A 15,950-nucleotide genomic window follows, 5' to 3' on the forward strand; every position below is an offset into this window, starting at 1 on the left:
GGAGCATTAATTACCGTCTTTGAAGTCGAGGCCCATTTCGGAATAGCGTTCGGATTCCTCCAGCCAATTCGGGCGCACCTTCACTTGCAGGAACAGATGCACCTTACGGTCCAGGAACTCTTCCAGCTCAGCGCGGGCCGCTTGGCTGACCGCTTTGATGGTCTCGCCCCGTTTGCCCAGAATAATCCCCTTATGCCCGTCGCGCACCACATAGATCAATTGATCCACCCGGGCTGAGCCGTCCTTGCGTTCTTCCCAGTTTTCGGTTTCAACCGTCAGCTGGTAGGGCAGTTCCTGGTGCAGGCGCAAAGTCAGTTTTTCGCGGGTCATTTCTGCCGCAATCATCCGCATTGGCAGGTCGGCAATCTGATCCTCGGGGTAGAGCCAGGGGCTTTCCGGCAGTTTGCCCGCCAGCCACTGGCGCAGGTCATCCACACCATGGCCGCGCTCGGCCGAGATCATGAATGTTTCGGCAAAACCGTAGCGGCTGTTCAGGTCCTCGGCGAGGCCCAGCAGTTTTTCTGCCGGCACCCTGTCGATCTTGTTGATGGCCAGCGCCACTTTGCGGCCAGTGCCGATTTCTTCAAGTCCGTCCAGAATGGTTTCCACGCCTTCGGTGATACCCCGGTGCGCCTCGATCATCAGCACCACGACGTCGGCATCCGCTGCGCCGCCCCAGGCAGCGGCGACCATTGCCCGGTCCAGGCGGCGGCGTGGTTTGAACAGACCTGGTGTGTCGACAAACACTAACTGCGCGTCACCTTCCATCGCCACGCCGCGGATCCGGGTTCGGGTGGTCTGCACCTTATGGGTCACGATCGAGACCTTGGCCCCGACCATACGGTTCAAAAGGGTCGATTTGCCCGCGTTGGGCTCTCCGATCAGGGCAACGAATCCGGCGCGTGTGGTCATCTTAACTGGTCCTGTTTGCAGAGTAGACCCCCTACAGGATTTTACCCACAGGGGCCAGAGGCGTTTTCAACGGGGATCCGGCACCTTCCGCAACCTTGCCCTATGTCAAAGACCTGTGGCAGATCCAATGTGACAACCGCAGCGCCGAGCCATTCCGCGAGCCAGGCTTTTCATGACATTTATGCCTTGGGGAGGCTTCCGATGAGACGCCGTGATTTTCTGCTTGGGTCTGCTGCGATGGCAGGGGTGATGGGCGCCGCGTCCTGGGGCAGCGCTCGCAGCACCGTACAGCAGCTGACCATCCAGACCGCCCGTTTTGCTTTTCGCGAAAGACCAACAGACGGGCTGGTGAGCCTGTCGCCGGATGCGCCGCCGCCGGTTCTTTACGGAACCCAGGGCGACCCCATGCACCTGCGGGTGGTCAACGGCACCGAAGATTACACCGCGATGCACTGGCATGGGCTGCGGATCGCCAACGCAATGGACGGAGTGCCTTATCTGACCCAAATGCCGATCGCAGGCGGCGAGTCGTTTGAGTATGATTTCACCCCGCCGGATGCCGGCACCTACTGGTATCACCCGCATTGCATGACCATGGCGCAGATGGCGCACGGGCTGACCGGGGTGATGGTAATCAGGGAAGCAGAGGATCCCGGTTTCGACAGTGATCAGGTGATCAACCTGCGCGACTTCCGGCTGGATGGGAATGGCGGCTTCCTGCCTTACTACACCGCCCGCGGCGCGGCCCGCAGCGGAACCCACGGCAATGTGCTGACCGCGAACTGGCTGCAGGCGCCGGTTTATGATCATCCCGCGGGCGGGCTGGTGCGGTTGCGGGTGGTGAACAGCGACACCACACGGATCTACAAGCTGCACCTCAGAACCGGTCAGGCAAGGATCATCGCTTGGGATGGGCATCCCGTCGAAATTGACGTTCCCCTGCCGTCTGTTGACGAACCGCTGCTGATCGGCCCCGGCCAGCGGGTGGATTTCGCGGTGCGGATGCCAGCAAGCGAGGGGCAGACGGCGGATCTGCTGGCAGAACTGCCAGGACAGCCCACCCGCACCATGGCGCAGCTGAGGTCCGTTGGAGCTAATCAAAAACGGGACCTGCGGGATCTGAAGCCGCTGGCTGCCAACCCCGTTTCACGTCCAGACCTTTCAAGCGCCGAGATGCTCGACTTCGTCTTTGGCTGGACGCCAGAGGGCGGGCCGCCGAATGACGGCTATTGCGGTTCCTTGGGATACAGTTTCTGGTCGATCAACCGCACACCCTGGGCCGGAGATGCGGCCAAGGGCACCGGGCCGCTGGCGACCCTGAAGCGCGGAAAAAGCTATGTGCTGCGGCTGAGGAATGAATCGCCGAACCTGCATCCGATCCACCTGCACGGGCTGGCCTTTGTCCCGATCCGCTCAAACTTGCGCAGGCTGCCGCCGCTGGTGACCGATACCATGCTGCTGCTGAAGGATGAGGTGGCCGAGATTGCGCTGGTCGCCGACAATCCCGGCGACTGGGCGTTCCACTGCCATGTGATCGAACATCAGAAAACCGGTCTCGCGGGCTATATCCGCGTGACCTGAGTGTTCAGCCGAGCTGTTCCAGCAGAGCTTTGGCGGCGGCCTGTTCGGCCTGCCGCTTAGAGCCTGCGGTGGCTTGTGCTTCGGTGCCGTCCTGCAGCCGCGCTGCGATAGTGAAGACCGGTGCGTGATCCGGGCCGCTGCGGGACACTTCGACATAGGCCGGCGGTTTCTGTCCGCGTGCCTGTGCCCATTCCTGCAGCGAGGTTTTGGCGTCGCGCGCGTCGCTTTCGACCTGATGAACACGGCGGCCCCACAGGCGCAGGATCATCTCAGCTGCGGCCTCAAAGCCTGCATCTTTGTAGACTGCAGCAATCACCGCCTCCATCGCGTCACCCAGCAGCGCCTGCTTGCGCCGGCCACCCGACATCATCTCCGACCGGCCCAGTTTCAGCACTTCGCCCAGGTCGATTTCAGCGGCAACATCAGCGCAGGCTTCCTTGCGCACCAGCGCATTGAAACGCGGCGCCAACTGGCCCTCGGTGGCGGTCTTGTCATGCTCCAGCAGAGCCGTTGCCATCACCAGCCCCAGAACCCTGTCGCCCAGGAATTCCAGCCGCTGGTTGTCTTTGCGGTTGGGCGAGGACACAGACGCGTGGGTCACGGCGCGCTGCAACAGGTCGGGGCGGGCAAAGCGATGCCCGATCCGGTCTTCAAACGCGCGCAATTCCTTGGACAGCTTCACTGGATCCCCTTGAAGAAACGGTCGCTCCGCCAGGTCCAGAAGTAGAGCATGGACCGCCCGGCTGAGGAGAACATGATCCGGTCGGCCCGGCCGATCAGGTTTTCAAACGGAACGAAACCCACGCCGCCGGCAGACTGCGGCAAGCGGCTGTCCGAGGAATTGTCCCGGTTGTCGCCCATAAAGAAATAGTGGCCTTCCGGCACCTGATAAACGCCGGTATGATCCATGCCCTGATTGGTGATGTTAAGCACAATATGCTCATTGCCGCCCGGCAGGGTTTCCAGTTTGCGCGATTTATTGCAGACAGCACCCTGGCCCACCGGCGCGTTTTCACATCGCGGGAAGGAACCCTGCGGCCCCTGGCGTTCCATCACTTCCTCGAACTGGCCCGCGTCCTGCAGTTTGACCGGTTCGCCGTTGATGAACAGCACACCGTTTTTCATCTGAATCTTGTCGCCCGGCAGACCGATCAGCCGTTTGATGAAGTCATTGCTGTTGACCGGATGGCGGAACACCACCACATCGCCGCGCTTGGGCTGGCTGCCCATCAAACGGGTGTTGTCGCCGTCCAGGAAGCCGCAGATGTTCTTGGCGTCGATGTTGAGACCAACAGCAGGGATGCGCACGCTGGGGCAGGACGCGTAAGAATAGCCATAGGCCATCTTGTTCACGAACAGGAAATCCCCAATCAGCAGGGTCTCTTTCATCGATCCGGAGGGGATCCAGAAGGGCTGGAAAAACAGGGTGCGGAAGACACCGGCGATCAGCAGCGCATAGACGATGGTCTTTATCGTCTCGATGATCGAACTGCTGGTCTTTGCTTTGGCCGTCATCAGGCTCTCCGGATTGGAAACAGGGTCCGGCGCTACATGCGGGCCTGAGGGGGGCAAGTCAAGTTCCGGCGGGCAATTCCGCCGGGTTCGCGGGGATAGGACGCGCCTCGATCACCACAAAGGCCTGCGCCCAGGGGTGATCATCAGTCAGTGTCACGTGGATCACAGCCTCATGGGCAGGAGGCGTCATCTCGCGCAGGCGTTCGGCGGCCCAGCCGGTCACATGCATCACCGGCTGGCCGGTGCGCAGATTGGTAACTGCCATGTCCTTCCAGGCAATCCCCATGCGCAGGCCGGTACCCAGCGCCTTGGAACAGGCCTCCTTGGCGGCCCAGCGTTTGGCATAGGTGCCCGCCACGTCGCGACGGCGTTCGGCCTTCTTCTGTTCGGTTTCGGTGAAAACCCGGTTGCGGAACCTGTCTCCGAAACGGTCCAGCGTGCGCTGGATGCGCTCGATATTGGCGAGATCGGTTCCAACACCCAGGATCATTCTTCCAACCGCTTCAACCCCAGTTTGATGCCATGCCCCAGGAACAGGCGGTTGACCATCAGGATGACTGCCAGAAGCAGCAGGAAAATTCCGGCCAGGAAAACAAGTGGAATGGTCTCCCGCGCCTCGGCGACCATTGGCGAGTTCCAGTAGAGCGGCAGCTGAATGATGGTCAGCACGGCCACCACCCCGGTCATCGCCGCAGCGTTGATCCAGGCCGTTTTACCTGCCAGCGGCGCCCGGGTTGAATGGGCAATTCGGATCCCTTCAAGAACCGCAGCAAACATCGGCGGCAGAACCGTTGCCAGCCCGGCCGGCATACCAACCCCGAATTGTGCAAGCACCAATCCCAGCAGAAGCATCGCGACTGAGGCCGCCATCCACAGCAGCCCGTAGCGGATCAGATTGACTGGCATAGCCGCGTTACCCCCGTGCATCATCCATCAGCCGGCGCATTTCCTGCACTGCAGGGGTCAGCCCGCGGAAGACCGCCTCGCCGATCAGGAAGTGGCCGATATTCAGCTCCTTCACCTCTGGAAAGGCCGCCACCGGCTTTACTGTTTCATAGGTGAGTCCATGACCTGCATGCACTTCCAGCCCCAGCGAATGGGCAAACGCGGACATCTCGCGCAGTGCTTCCAGTTCGCGGTCGCGGTCCTCGGCCTTGCCCTCGGCGTGATAGTCGCAATAGGCGCCCGTGTGCAGTTCGATCACCTCGGCACCGATCCGGTGCGCGGCTTCGATCTGCTTTTTATCAGCCGCAATGAAGATCGACACCCGGCAGCCCGCATCGCGCAAGGGCGCGATGTAATGGGCCAGACGGTTTTCTTCACGGGCGACCTCGAGCCCGCCTTCAGTGGTGCGTTCCTCGCGTTTTTCCGGCACGATGCAAACCGCGTGCGGCTTGTGGCGCAAGGCGATCTGCTGCATTTCCTCGGTCGCTGCCATCTCGAAATTCAGCGGCACGGTCAGCGCTTCCATCAACCCGTCGATATCTGCATCGGTAATATGGCGGCGGTCTTCGCGCAGGTGCGCCGTGATCCCGTCTGCGCCAGCCTCCTCGGCCAGCTTCGCGGCGCGGACCGGGTCCGGATAGGCACCGCCGCGGGCGTTGCGCACGGTGGCAACATGGTCGATGTTCACGCCCAGGCGCAATTTGTTCTGTGTCATGACAGCTGTCTCATCCGTCTGAAGTCAAAGCTTTAACCAAAGACTAGACACCAGCCCGGCAAGAGCAACCCCGCAAGTGATAATGGTACAATCCGGCTGCCCGGGTCAGGCGTCAGTCCCGACTTCTGCCCGTTGTTTGATTGCCTCGAACTTGGCCTTAATCTTGGACCGCCGGCGCTGCTGGTAGACGCGGATCACCGGCAGGCTTAGCACATAGCAGACCGTGGCCGTGATAATGCCCGGGATGATGCCGCCAATCATGTAAGGGTAGAATACTTCATTGTAGAACAAATACAGGCCCTGCCAATCGGCGGGCCGGTCGTTGAACAGCGCAATCAGGTTGTCCTTCAGGTCGCCGCCGGCTGCCATGAATTTGCCAACCAGGGATTTGTCGACTTCCTCGTCGAACTCGGTGCCCAGGATCCAATGCCCGGTCTGCAGCGAGGCCACTCCGATCGGCACATAGGTCAGCGGGTTGCCAAAGAAGGTGGCGCTGAGCGAGGCAAGAATATTTCCGTTCATCAGCCGGGAAACGATCGCCGCCACAAGAAAATGCAGCCCGTAAAAAGGCGTGAAGGTGGTGAACACTCCGGCCCAGATGCCGCGGGCGATGCGCTCGGGCGAATCGGGCAGACGCCGCACCCGGTGCTTTACATACAGGAACGCCCTTCCCCAGCCGCCGCGCGGCCAGAGAAAATTCGCCAGCGCCCGGAGGGGCGGACGTCTGTCCCGGCGCCTGAATACCAAAGCTGTGCGTCCTTCCCAGTTCCCGGCTCAAAATTTCAGCGGCTTATCCCGGAAAATGGCGTTCTTCCGGCTTGTTCCGGAACCGCGCCACCGCGGCAACATCGCTTTCGGCTTCAAGCGTCAGCATCAGCGAGTGCAGCTGTTCCACATCCCGCAGCTCCACATTGATCATAAGCCGGTAAAAGTCTGGTTTCCTGTCGACAAATTCAAGGTCCGAGATATTGGCCTTTTTCTCGCCAATCAATGTGCAAATGCGCCCCAGCACACCGGCGTCATTGCCAATGGTCAGTTCAAGCGTGGTGCCATAAGCCGCCGGGTGGGTGCCGCTGTGCCATTGCACATCCATCCAGCGTTCCGGCTGGTCCTCAAACTCGCCCAGCTTGTCGCAATCCGCAGAATGCACGACAACCCCGCGGCCGCGGTAGGTAATACCAATGATGCGCTCACCCGGCAGCGGCTGGCAGCAGGGCGCGCGCTCAAAGCTTTGACCCGGCTCCAGGCCGACCACCGCGCGGCGCGGAGAGATTTCGTCGCCATCGCCAGTGGTGGTCAGTTCCGGATAAACCGATTGCACCACGTCATGCGCGGTGATCTCTGCCGCGCCAAGCCGCGCCAGCAGCTCATTCACCCCGCCTGCCCGCAAGGCGCGCGCTGCGGTTTCCAACGCTTTGTCGGTGGCTTTCTTGCCGACATGTTCAAAAGCCGAGCGGGCCAGTTCATGGCCCAGCTTCACAAACCGCGCCCGGTCCGCTTCGCGCAGGGCGCGGCGGATCGCAGTGCGGGCCTTGCCGGTGGTGGCAATCTCCAGCCAGCTGACCTGCGGGGTCTGGCCCTCGGCGGTGATCACATCCACAGATTGGCCATTGCGCAGCCGGGTCCACAGCGGCACCCGGATCCCGTCTACCTTGGCGCCGACGCAGGCATGGCCGATGCGGGTGTGGATGGCATAGGCAAAGTCGATCGGCGTCGCACCTTTCGGCAGTTTGATCACATCGCCCTTTGGCGTGAAGCAGAACACCTGGTCCGAATACATCTCGAGCTTCACCGCCTCGAGAAATTCATCGTGATCATCCTCGGCGTCGAATTGCTCGGTCAGCGAGGCGATCCACTTGGCCGGATCCACGGCAAAGGGGTTCTCCGTCCGCACACCGTCGCGGTAAGACCAATGCGCCGCAACCCCGGTTTCGGCCACGTCATGCATCTGCCGGGTGCGGATCTGCACCTCAACCCGCTTGCCGTCGCGGCCCGACACTGTGGTGTGGATTGAGCGGTAGCCATTGGATTTCGGCTGGCTGATGTAATCCTTGAACCGGCCCGGCACCGCCCGCCAGCGCTGGTGGATGGCGCCCAGCGCGCGGTAGGCGTCCTCTTCGGACAGGGTGATTACCCGGAAACCGTAGATATCAGAGAGCCGCGAAAAGCCCTGATCCTTGGCCTGCATCTTGCGCCAGATCGAATAGGGCTTCTTGGCGCGGCCGAACACTTCGGCCTCGATCCCGGTCTTTTCCAGCTCCAGCCGCATGTCACCGGTAATCCGGTGGATCACATCGCCTGTTTCGCGCTGCAGGGTCACAAAGCGGCGGATGATCGACTGACGCCCTTCGGCGTTGAGCACGCGGAAGGCCAGATCCTCCAGCTCTTCGCGCATCCACTGCATCCCCATGCGGCCCGCCAGCGGCGCATAGATGTCCATCGTCTCGCGCGCTTTCTGGGCCTGCTTTTCCGGGCGCATCGCCTTGATTGTGCGCATGTTGTGCAGCCGGTCGGCGAGCTTGACCAGGATCACCCGCAGGTCCTTGGACATTGCCATGAACAGCTTGCGGAAGTTTTCAGCCTGCTTGGTCTCGCGGCTGGAGAGCTGCAGATTGGTCAGCTTGGTGACGCCATCGACCAGCATCGCCACCTCATCGCCAAAACGGCGGGTGACCTCCTCGTAAGAGGCCTTGGTGTCTTCGATGGTGTCATGCAAAAGCGCGGTGATGATTGTTGCATCATCCAGGCGCTGTTCGGTCAGGATGGCGGCAACGGCCACCGGATGCGTGAAATAGGGTTCGCCCGAATGGCGGTATTGCCCTTCATGCATCTGCTCGCCGAATGCAAAAGCTTCAGCAATCCTGTCCGCATTTGTCTTTGGGTTGTAGTTGCGGACCAGAGCAAGCAGATCTCCAGCGGAAATATCGGGGGAGTTCATGTCCGGTCCGCAGCCTCAAATTCGTCAGCGTATGCCTCAGCCCTGGCCCTGGGCCTCCATCAGCGCGCGCAGCAGTTTCTCTTCAGACATATCGTCATCGGCGGGCTTGTCGTGATCCGCGCCCATCAGCAGAGCCATCGAATCCTCTTCCGGCTCATCGACTTCGATCTGAGTCTGGTTGCCTTCGATCAGACGCTCACGCAGATCGTCTGCGCTTTGAGTCTCGTCAGCGATTTCACGCAAGGAAACGACCGGGTTTTTGTCGTTGTCGCGGTCCACGGTGATCGGGGCACCAGCCGAGATTTCGCGGGCACGGTGCGCTGCCAGCATCACCAGCTCAAAGCGGTTGGGCACTTTATCGACGCAATCTTCAACCGTCACGCGGGCCATCAGCGACTCTCCATATCATTCCGGGTCCAGAAGGCAGACATTTACGCCCAAACCTTTCCCTTGACAAGAGCGGAAAACACCGCATCACGCGTCCTGCAACGGCGTGACCTCTGCCACATCTTCCGGTGGCAATTCCGCCAGCAGCCCGGCGGCAGTTTTCTGCAGCACCGGGTGGCGCCAGCGCGGGGCAATATCGCAAAGCGGCACCAGCACAAAGGCGCGGTCCTGAATGCGCGGATGCGGCAGGATCAGCTGCCCTGGCGCCTCCTGCATCTGGGTCTCCAGCGGCAGCCCCTGCCAGCGGGCAAACCCCTCCGCGTCCGGCAGCACCGCGCCGCCATAGTCGATCAGATCCAGATCAAGCGTACGCATCCCCCAGCGCTGCTGGCGCACCCGCGCGAACTGCGCTTCAATCTCGTGCAAGCGCGCCAGCAGCGCGCGCGCGGACAAAGACGTTTCAACCGCAACCGCGGCGTTCACATAATCCGGCCCCGCTCCTGCCGGGAAACAGGGTGTCTGAAAGAAACGCGAGATGCAGCGCAGCACAACATCATCCGATTGCAAAGCGGCAAGAGCCTTTGACAAGGTGGCTTGCGGCGCATCTGCCTCAACAGGCAGGTTGCCGCCAAGCGCGATGAGCGACGTTTTCCGGTTTCCGGCCATTTTTGACCCTATTTCAGAATGGCAGTATACTTGCGGCAGATGACAAATAACTTACATTAAGTCCACCCGTCCCGCTGATTTCAAGCACTCACTCACGGAACACCCGGCCGGGACGGTTATACCGGAAGGAACATTTTATGTTTTATAAAGACGAACGGCTTGCGCTGTTCATAGACGGGTCGAACCTGTACGCCGCAGCTAAGGCGCTTGGGTTTGACATCGACTATAAGCTTTTGCGGCAGGAATTCATGCGCCGCGGCAAGCTTCTGCGGGCCTTTTATTACACTGCCCTGCTGGAGAATGACGAGTATTCACCGATCCGCCCATTGGTCGACTGGCTGCATTACAATGGCTTCACCATGGTCACCAAACCGGCCAAGGAATACACCGACAGCATGGGCCGCCGCAAAGTCAAAGGCAACATGGATATCGAGCTTACCGTTGATGCCATGGAATTGGCCCCGCGGGTGGATCATATCGTGCTTTTCTCAGGCGATGGCGATTTCCGGCCGCTGATTGCCAGCCTGCAGCGCCAGGGCGTGCGTGTCTCGGTGGTGTCTACCATCCGCAGCCAGCCGCCTATGATCTCGGACGATCTGCGCCGCCAGGCCGACAATTTCATCGAGCTGGAAGAACTGCGCGATGTCATCGGCCGCCCGCCGCGCGAGCAAAGCGAACCGCGTTCAGCGACCGCTGCGCACGGCTAAGAAAAACCTGCCGGAACAGGGCGCCTGATGGGGTGGCGCCTTGTTCCGGACAGCGCGTTCCCCCGCTTGACTATTGGTCTGATTGCGGTGGGTAGCCCGTATCGTTGTGTGTGGCGCATCCAGCGTGCCGGCAGTGCCCTGAACCGGTGGATCCGCCGGCATCAAGAAGCTGCTTTGAGCTTGGGCGGGGCCGTCTGAACGGCCGCGCCAGCCGCTGCCTGTTAAAGGCAGAAATTGTCTTTTTCATACAATCACCGCTGTCCGCGCGGCACTTCCGGCCTATTTGCGGCCGGTCGCCGCGGCAAGTTCCGCAGGCACCGGCTGCGGCCCCGCCGGCACTGGACCTTACGGCCCGAACCGCTTACCTCTGGCCGTAAGGAGACGCCAATGACCAAGCCAGCCCTGACACTCTACCTTGCTGCGCCGCGCGGCTTTTGCGCCGGAGTGGACCGCGCCATCAAGATTGTCGAAATGGCGATCGGTAAATGGGGGGCGCCGGTCTATGTGCGCCACGAAATCGTGCACAACAAATTCGTCGTCGACTCGTTGCGCGACAAGGGCGCGGTGTTTGTCGAGGAGTTGGACGAATGCCCTGATGACCGCCCGGTGATTTTTTCCGCCCACGGGGTTCCGAAATCAGTCCCGGCCGAGGCCGGCCGCCGCGAAATGGTCTATGTCGATGCCACCTGCCCGCTGGTCTCCAAGGTGCATATCGAGGCCCAACGCCACGCCGAAGCCGGCCTGCAGATGATCATGATCGGCCACAAGGGCCACCCGGAAACCATCGGCACCATGGGACAGCTGCCCGACGGCGAGGTGCTGCTGGTGGAAACCGTCGAGGACGTGGCCGCGGTGGAGGTGCGCGACCCGGATCAGCTGGCCTATGTCACCCAGACCACCCTATCGGTCGATGACACCAAGGGTATCGTGGCAGCATTGCACCAGCGGTTCCCGAACATTACCGGCCCGCACAAGGAAGACATCTGCTACGCCACCACCAACCGCCAGGAGGCGGTGAAGTCGGTGGCGCCCAAAGCAGACGCTCTGCTGGTGGTCGGCGCGCCGAACTCCTCGAATTCCCGCCGCCTGGTCGAGGTCGGCGCCAAAAACGGCTGCGATTACGCCCAACTGGTGCAACGCGCGGACAACATAGACTGGCGCGCGCTGGAGGGTATCCGCTCGGTTGCCATCACCGCCGGCGCCTCGGCCCCGGAACTGCTGGTCAACGAAGTGATCGACGCCTTCCGCGGCCGCTACGACGTGACGGTCGAGGTAGTGGAAACCGCTGTCGAAACCGTGGAATTCAAGGTGCCCAAGGTGTTGCGCGAAACCGCCTGACGAAACGCGGCTGGATTGCGGCGAAAGTCACAGAAAACACGCCTGCGGTACGCTATTCATGTTACCCAAAAGCACTCGGACATTTTTTCAGGAGCCGCATTGATGATTACCCTGCAATTTCTGATCACCGCCTTTGTTGTTGTCCTCGCCCCGGGTACCGGCGTCATTTACACATTGGCCCTGGGCCTCGGCCAAGGCCGCCGCGCTGCGATCTGGGCTGCGCTTGGCTGCACCTTCGGCATTCTTCCGCATTTGGCTGCAGCAACCCTCGGGCTGGCGGCGGTCCTGCACAGTTCGGCGCTGCTGTTCCAGATCGTCAAGGCCGCAGGCGTTGCCTATCTGCTTTATCTGGCCTGGCAGGCCCTGCGCAGCGGCGGCGTCCTGGCCGTCAGCTCTAAGCGTACCAGCCAGCCCGGCTGGACCATCGCCTGGCGCGGAGCGCTGATCAACATTCTGAACCCCAAACTGTCGGTATTCTTTCTGGCGCTGCTGCCGCCGTTCCTGAGCGGCACCCCCGCCAGCGCAACGCTGGAGATGTCCGTTCTGGGACTGGTGTTCATGATGATGACCTTCGTCATTTTTGTATTCTACGGGCTGTTTGCCGCACAGGCCCGCAATTATCTGCTGAACAGCGAGCGGGTGCTGAAATGGATGAGCCGCGGCTTCGCCGCCGTGTTTGCAGGCCTCGCAGCCCGGCTAGCGTTGGAACGCGCCTGAGCCTACGGAGACCGCAGTATGACCGATTCAGAAACCATCCGCGTCTACGATAGCCGCGCCGCCGATTATGCCGCGCTGACAGATGAGCAAGCCGGAAACGACCCAAGCCTGGCGGCCTTCATCGAAGCCTGCCCCAAGGGTGGCCGGGTGCTTGATCTTGGCTGCGGCCCCGGTACTGCCGCTGCGTGCATGGCCCAATCCGGTCTGCAAGCTGATGCGCTGGATGCCTCTGCCGAGATGGTCGCATTGGCGGACCAGCACGCTGGCGTCAACGCCCGCCTGGCGACCTTCGATCAGATCGGAGGCACCGCGATCTATGATGGCATCTGGGCAAATTTCAGCTTGCTGCACGCCCCGCGCGCCGATATGCCCCGGCATCTGGCAGCCCTCAAGCAGGCGCTGAAACCCGGCGGTGTGTTTCACATCGGCATGAAACTGGGGGAAGGCGAAGCCCGCGACGGTATCGGCCGCCTCTATACCTATTACTCCGAGGACGAACTGGTGCAGCTTCTGGAACAGACTGGCTTTGACGTGAAAACCCGCAAATTCGGCGAGGCTGAGGGCCTGGATGGCACCATGGCCCCCTTCATTCTGGTGACCGCCCATGGCTGAGCTGTTTGCCTATACCGATGGCGCTTGCTCCGGCAACCCCGGCCCCGGCGGATGGGGTGCGTTGCTGCGTGCGATGGATGGAGACACCGTCGTCAAGGAGAAAGAACTGAAGGGTGGCGAAGCCGAGACCACCAATAACCGGATGGAACTGCTGGCGGCGATTAACGCGCTGGAAAGCCTGGCGCGCCCGTCCACGCTCACCGTGGTGACCGACTCGGCCTATGTGAAGAACGGCGTCACCGGCTGGATCTTCGGCTGGAAAAGAAACGGCTGGAAAACCTCCAGCAAGAAGCCGGTCAAGAACGTCGAGCTGTGGCAGCGCCTGGACGAAGCGCAAGCCCGCCACAAAGTGACTTGGGAATGGGTCAAGGGCCACGCCGGCCACCCGGAGAACGAACGCGCGGATGAACTGGCCCGCGCGGGCATGGCGCCCTTCAAGAAAAAGAAGAGCGCCTGATGCAAGCGCACTGCCCATGACATTTCTGGCGCTGCTGGATTACGCTTCTGTTCTGGTTTTTGCCCTGTCCGGCGCACTGGTGGCCAGCCGGGCACAGCTGGATATCGTCGGCTTTGCTTTTGTTGCCTGCCTGACTGCGCTTGGCGGCGGCACGCTGCGCGACCTGCTTTTGGACCGCAATCCGGTGTTTTGGATCGGCAACCCGAATTACATCCTGCTTGCGGCCTTTGCAGCGGTGGCCGTGTTCTTCACTGCGCATTTGCTGGAAAGCCGGTTGCGCTGGGTCGTGTGGCTCGACAGTTTTGCGCTGGCCGTGGCCGTCCCCGCGGGGACAGGTGCTGCGCTGGCGCTGGACAGCCCGCCGGTGATCACCGTGCTGATGGGCATGGCTACCGGAACCATGGGCGGTTTGATGCGCGACGTGGTCTGCAACGAGGTGCCATTGGTGCTGAAACAGGGTGAGCTGTACATCTCCTGCGCCATGGCAGGAGCGATCACTGCCGTTATGATGATCTGGCTGGGACTGGAGGTACGGTTTGCCCTGCTGGCCTGCGCCGGGGTGTGCTGGACATTGCGGGCAGGTTCCATCCTGTTCGGCTGGCACCTGCCTGTCTACAAAAGCCGCCCGCCGCGCAGTTAAGACCGACTTGCGGCCAGAACAATGGGCGCCTTCCTCCAATCAACCGGAAATACCTGATTGTGAACCCAATCTTCACAACCCGGATGCGGAAACTGTCACCAGCGCAATCAGATACGCGGCGGCTGCGGAGCAAGGCTGCTCAATCTGCCGCCACCGAAAGCCAAGACGCGCTGACACGAATGGCACCCGCTACCAATCAGCCGCAATCAGGCGGTTTTGCGGCTGTCAGCCAACGAGTTCAGAAACTCCTGGCCGTCCTTGCTGATCCTGGCTTTCCGGCCCTTGCGCCGATGCCAGACCAGCGCCATTTCATGATATTCCCGCAGATTGTCGTCTTGCAGAAGGTCTTCCTTGATCTGCAGCGCAGCTGAGAAATTGTCCGCCAGCCGCCGGTCTTCTTCTTCATTCTTATCAAACTTGTGCCAGTAGCCTGGCTCGATGGAGGAGGTGAAGTGGTTTGCCCGGCCGCGGGCTTTCTTGTTCAGGAACCCGTCACGCGACCGCAGCGCATAGTGGTTGAGCTGCGCTGCAGAATAGCCGTAGCCGCCGCGCACGTACAGGGCGCCTTCCAGCTCATCCTCCGGCAGGCGTGTGCCATCGGCAAGCTGCCAGTTCACCTCGCCCGCCGTGTCCGCAAGAAAAGGGCGGTGAACCCCCATACGGGTGAATTTCCCATTTTTGCGGAACGCTGTCTTGAAGAAACGGTGTTCATCCGGGAGCCCCGCCGCGGGTTCAGCCAGCACAAAGGCCTGAGGCACAGGGGGATGATCCACAGGTCCAACACCCGCATTGCCGAAAATGCGCCAAACAAAGGAAACCGCATCTGCATCCGCCCGCTCTGCCAGCAGCCCCGGCAACGTGCCGTCACCGGAATTGATCTGCAGATATTCATCGACGTCGATCACCAGAACCCAGTCGGCATTGTTCACCTTGGGTTCGTATTCCGCCCACATCAGTGCGCTTTTGTGCGGGCCGCGGCGCACCACCCGGCTGAACCGGTGTTCGATTACACCCATCCGGTGCAAGCAGCGCAGGATGTGGTCCGTGGGATCGGAGCATTCATTGGTGAAGATGACAAAATCGCTGACACCAATGGATTTGTAGTGGCTGATCCAGTCGAGAATATAGGCGCCTTCATCCTTCATGGTGGTCACAACCACCACGTTCGGCGCGCCGGGCTGGCCGCTGTCCTGTGTCATCTGCAAATGCCCTCTGCCTCGATTTTCCACCGCATTGCTCAGCGGTTGAGATATTGTATTCATTCAGCGGCCCGGTGCAGCAGAAATCACCCGTTCTCCCTTCGGCTGTGGCCTGTGTACCTCAGCCGGGATTACTTTTGCAGATAACGCTGCCAAAGCCAGATCAGCACCAAAGCGCCCAGTACCGCGCCGGCAAAGCCGGCCATGAACCCCATGACCGCCAGCAGGGCGCGCAGCACCAGCCCGCCGATCAATGCACCGGCCATGCCAATCACAACAGTTGTGATAATATCGGTTTCAAGCCGCATCAGCCGGGTCGCCAGGAAACCTGCCGCAGCGCCGATGATAATCAATGCAAGAACGGGCATAGCAATCTCCCTATCTGCGCCAATGGGTCGGCACGATCACCAAGGCCCCGATGGAAGAGGCAATCGCATTCCAGCCCGGCGCGCTGAAGCCGATGCCGAACATCAGCCGCATGAAATAGAACAGGAACGCTCCACCAGTGCAAATGATGATCGATGGCACATAGCCATTGCTGGTAAAGCCGCTGCGTTCAGAAGCGTAGCCGACAATACCGGCAATCACCACGGTGCCCATCAGGGTCAGAATCATGCCGGG

20 protein-coding genes are annotated in these 15,950 nt (G+C 61.1%); 7 read left to right on the plus strand and 13 right to left on the minus strand.

Features of this window, described 5'->3' with window-relative positions:
• Positions 1-6 precede the first annotated feature (6 nt).
• A complete protein-coding gene (gene era, locus L1069_RS12110; protein WP_237455844.1) occupies positions 7-912 on the minus strand; it encodes a GTPase Era in 906 nt (301 codons plus the stop codon).
• A gap of 201 nt (positions 913-1,113) precedes the next feature.
• Here era and L1069_RS12115 point away from each other — a divergent pair, with 201 nt between their 5' ends.
• Positions 1,114-2,493 carry a multicopper oxidase family protein gene (locus tag L1069_RS12115; RefSeq protein ID WP_237455845.1) on the plus strand — a complete coding sequence of 460 codons (1,380 nt, stop codon included), beginning with the start codon at positions 1,114-1,116 and terminating at the stop codon, positions 2,491-2,493.
• Between the two features lie 4 nt (positions 2,494-2,497).
• Here the strand turns inward: L1069_RS12115 and rnc are convergent, their stop codons facing one another.
• The 9 genes from rnc to folK all read right to left on the minus strand — a co-directional run bounded on the left by rnc (position 2,498) and on the right by folK (position 9,659).
• On the minus strand, positions 2,498-3,175 hold the full coding sequence (gene rnc / locus L1069_RS12120) for a ribonuclease III (RefSeq protein WP_129369331.1): 678 nt from the start codon (positions 3,173-3,175) through the stop codon (positions 2,498-2,500).
• Positions 3,172-4,008: a signal peptidase I gene (gene lepB, locus L1069_RS12125; RefSeq protein WP_237455846.1), complete on the minus strand. Its 837-nt coding sequence runs from the start codon at positions 4,006-4,008 to the stop codon at positions 3,172-3,174. Before lepB ends, rnc begins: the two co-directional genes overlap by 4 nt.
• Before the next feature lie 58 nt (positions 4,009-4,066).
• Positions 4,067-4,498, minus strand: a complete 432-nt coding sequence (acpS, locus tag L1069_RS12130; RefSeq protein WP_129369329.1) for a holo-ACP synthase — start codon at positions 4,496-4,498, stop codon at positions 4,067-4,069.
• The gene (locus L1069_RS12135) at positions 4,495-4,914 is read right to left on the minus strand and encodes an ABZJ_00895 family protein (RefSeq protein ID WP_134830820.1); all 420 of its coding nucleotides are present in this window, start codon (positions 4,912-4,914) and stop codon (positions 4,495-4,497) included. The genes acpS and L1069_RS12135 overlap by 4 nt, the downstream gene beginning before the upstream one ends.
• A 7-nt stretch (positions 4,915-4,921) precedes the next feature.
• Positions 4,922-5,668, minus strand: coding sequence for a pyridoxine 5'-phosphate synthase (locus L1069_RS12140; RefSeq protein ID WP_134830821.1), 747 nt, complete (start codon positions 5,666-5,668; stop codon positions 4,922-4,924).
• 105 nt (positions 5,669-5,773) lie between these two features.
• Positions 5,774-6,415, minus strand: coding sequence for a DUF2062 domain-containing protein (locus L1069_RS12145; RefSeq protein WP_129369326.1), 642 nt, complete (start codon positions 6,413-6,415; stop codon positions 5,774-5,776).
• A gap of 43 nt (positions 6,416-6,458) precedes the next feature.
• On the minus strand, positions 6,459-8,606 hold the full coding sequence (locus L1069_RS12150; protein ID WP_129369325.1) for a bifunctional (p)ppGpp synthetase/guanosine-3',5'-bis(diphosphate) 3'-pyrophosphohydrolase: 2,148 nt from the start codon (positions 8,604-8,606) through the stop codon (positions 6,459-6,461).
• A gap of 36 nt (positions 8,607-8,642) precedes the next feature.
• Positions 8,643-8,996: a DNA-directed RNA polymerase subunit omega gene (gene rpoZ / locus L1069_RS12155; RefSeq protein WP_129369324.1), complete on the minus strand. Its 354-nt coding sequence runs from the start codon at positions 8,994-8,996 to the stop codon at positions 8,643-8,645.
• A gap of 84 nt (positions 8,997-9,080) precedes the next feature.
• On the minus strand, positions 9,081-9,659 hold the full coding sequence (gene folK, locus L1069_RS12160) for a 2-amino-4-hydroxy-6-hydroxymethyldihydropteridine diphosphokinase (RefSeq protein WP_237455847.1): 579 nt from the start codon (positions 9,657-9,659) through the stop codon (positions 9,081-9,083).
• Between the two features lie 137 nt (positions 9,660-9,796).
• Between folK and L1069_RS12165 the strand changes: the two genes are divergently transcribed.
• From L1069_RS12165 to L1069_RS12190, 6 genes are all read left to right on the plus strand, one after another.
• Positions 9,797-10,366 (plus strand): NYN domain-containing protein, encoded by a 570-nt coding sequence (locus tag L1069_RS12165; protein ID WP_019296609.1) that lies wholly within the window; start codon positions 9,797-9,799, stop codon positions 10,364-10,366.
• Positions 10,367-10,753: 387 nt separating this feature from the next.
• Entirely contained in the window at positions 10,754-11,704 is a 951-nt protein-coding gene (gene ispH, locus L1069_RS12170) for a 4-hydroxy-3-methylbut-2-enyl diphosphate reductase (RefSeq protein ID WP_237455848.1), read from the plus strand.
• 102 nt (positions 11,705-11,806) lie between these two features.
• Positions 11,807-12,421: a LysE family translocator gene (locus L1069_RS12175; protein ID WP_237455849.1), complete on the plus strand. Its 615-nt coding sequence runs from the start codon at positions 11,807-11,809 to the stop codon at positions 12,419-12,421.
• An 18-nt stretch (positions 12,422-12,439) separates the two neighbouring features.
• Positions 12,440-13,033, plus strand: coding sequence for a class I SAM-dependent methyltransferase (locus tag L1069_RS12180; RefSeq protein ID WP_237455850.1), 594 nt, complete (start codon positions 12,440-12,442; stop codon positions 13,031-13,033).
• Complete coding sequence (gene rnhA / locus L1069_RS12185) at positions 13,026-13,490, plus strand: ribonuclease HI (protein WP_134830827.1); 465 nt, start codon at positions 13,026-13,028, stop codon at positions 13,488-13,490. Before L1069_RS12180 ends, rnhA begins: the two co-directional genes overlap by 8 nt.
• Before the next feature lie 16 nt (positions 13,491-13,506).
• Complete coding sequence (locus L1069_RS12190) at positions 13,507-14,130, plus strand: trimeric intracellular cation channel family protein (RefSeq protein WP_129369318.1); 624 nt, start codon at positions 13,507-13,509, stop codon at positions 14,128-14,130.
• Between the two features lie 206 nt (positions 14,131-14,336).
• Here the strand turns inward: L1069_RS12190 and L1069_RS12195 are convergent, their stop codons facing one another.
• The 3 genes from L1069_RS12195 to L1069_RS12205 form a co-directional block, all read right to left on the minus strand.
• A complete protein-coding gene (locus L1069_RS12195; protein WP_164982661.1) occupies positions 14,337-15,329 on the minus strand; it encodes a glycosyltransferase family 2 protein in 993 nt (330 codons plus the stop codon).
• Between the two features lie 131 nt (positions 15,330-15,460).
• Complete coding sequence (locus tag L1069_RS12200; protein WP_129369316.1) at positions 15,461-15,697, minus strand: GlsB/YeaQ/YmgE family stress response membrane protein; 237 nt, start codon at positions 15,695-15,697, stop codon at positions 15,461-15,463.
• Positions 15,698-15,707: 10 nt separating this feature from the next.
• Complete coding sequence (locus L1069_RS12205) at positions 15,708-15,944, minus strand: hypothetical protein (RefSeq protein ID WP_129369315.1); 237 nt, start codon at positions 15,942-15,944, stop codon at positions 15,708-15,710.
• Positions 15,945-15,950 lie beyond the last annotated feature (6 nt).

The organism is Leisingera sp. MMG026 (assembly GCF_021654205.1).
Classification (GTDB): domain Bacteria; phylum Pseudomonadota; class Alphaproteobacteria; order Rhodobacterales; family Rhodobacteraceae; genus Leisingera.